General features: G+C 38.7%; 1 protein-coding gene. It reads right to left on the bottom strand.

Annotated elements, in window-relative coordinates; translation table 11 throughout:
* Nucleotides 1–455: 455 nt before the first annotated feature.
* Entirely contained in the window at nt 456–1010 is a 555-nt protein-coding gene (locus tag B3I52_RS10045; RefSeq protein ID WP_293300902.1) for an ORF6N domain-containing protein, read from the bottom strand.
* Nucleotides 1011–1386: the final 376 nt, after the last annotated feature.

Below are 1386 nucleotides of genomic sequence, written 5' to 3'. Positions count from 1 at the left end.
GGGTTGGTGTAACGCTCTATTTTCTTACTTGTTGTTGCTAGGGGTTCGTTTTTGCAACGTCAAGTTTGGTCTTTCCTGCCAAAATTTCGGAGGCCGTTAGGGCGTGCTTGGGAACGGTTGGTTGGTTGGTTTTATCGTTGCGTCTTTTTTGGTTGTTGGCATTTGATTATTGGTAATTAGTAGCCAAGAACAAGGAGCAAGGAGGGGTTGGTTGGTTGGTTGGTTGGTTTTTTCGTTTGTGGTTACTTGAATAGTTACGTCATTTCAACTGCTTGTTCCGAGTATTCGGAAAGCTGCAAGGAGGAGAAATCTAAGTTTTTGCTAAAATAAAGCTTATATGTATGCGCTATTACGGTCTGGAGACCTTGGTTTTTTAAATGGATTTAAGTGACCCTGCGGAACAATAAACCAGAGGGTAATTTGTTTTATGTTTTTTATACTCTTTCGCAAAATCCTTATTCCTTTTTATCACCTATCTTATATCCTACTTTTTCCCTTGGCTTATCTTCTTTTTCTATGAATTTACTTAGATAGTCAAATAACAATTCAATTTTTTGGTCGTGTTTGATCATTTGCTTCTCTACTTGTTCCATGCGGAGAAAAACATCTTGATGCGCAGCTAGCATTTCTCTTATTTTAGTATAGATACGCATAATCTGAATATTAACCTGTATGGCCTGTTCGCTGTTGAGCACACTCGATAACATGAGCACTCCATGCTCTGTGAAAACATACGGCATTGTTCTTCTTCCGCCTCTTCCTTTTTTTGATATCGCAATTTGCGATGTCAAAGATTCCCATTCATCACTAGTTAATTGAAACATGAAATCTTCCGGAAATCTGGCTATGTTTCGTTTTACCTGTTCGTTCAAACGAAAAGTTTCAAGCCCATAAAGCTTAGCAAGGTCACTATCCAGCATCACCTTTTGTTCCCTTATGTAATAGATTTTGTTAATCACTACTTCGTCTGGAATAATAGGTGATGTAGAAATAATTTCTTTCTTGGACATATGGAGTTGGCGTTAAACGGCTTGGTTGTTTAAAGATAACAAAAAACTAAATCACTTAAATAAACACCTGCCATTTCCCTGGGGTTGGTGTTATCACCATACCACGCAACATTGTTTATGGTTGGGTGGTTGGTTTTTTCGTTTGTGGTTACTTTAATAGTTGCGTCTTTTCGACTGCTTGTTCCGAGTATTCGGAAAGCTGCAAGGAGGAGAAATCTAGCTTTTGGTGGTTGGTTGGAGCAAAGAACAAAGAGCAAGGATTGGTTACGTTTATCAAATCGTCTTTGCGAGTTTACGAAGCAATCTCATTGTTTTTCCACTCATACCGATAAATCGGCACAGGTTAGCCGTGGTGGCCTATAAACTTTGTCTTGAT

The sequence above is a fragment of the Pedobacter sp. UBA4863 genome (genome assembly GCF_002399615.1).
Taxonomy (GTDB): domain Bacteria; phylum Bacteroidota; class Bacteroidia; order Sphingobacteriales; family Sphingobacteriaceae; genus Pedobacter.
This window is presented reverse-complemented; position numbering and strand designations above follow the sequence as displayed.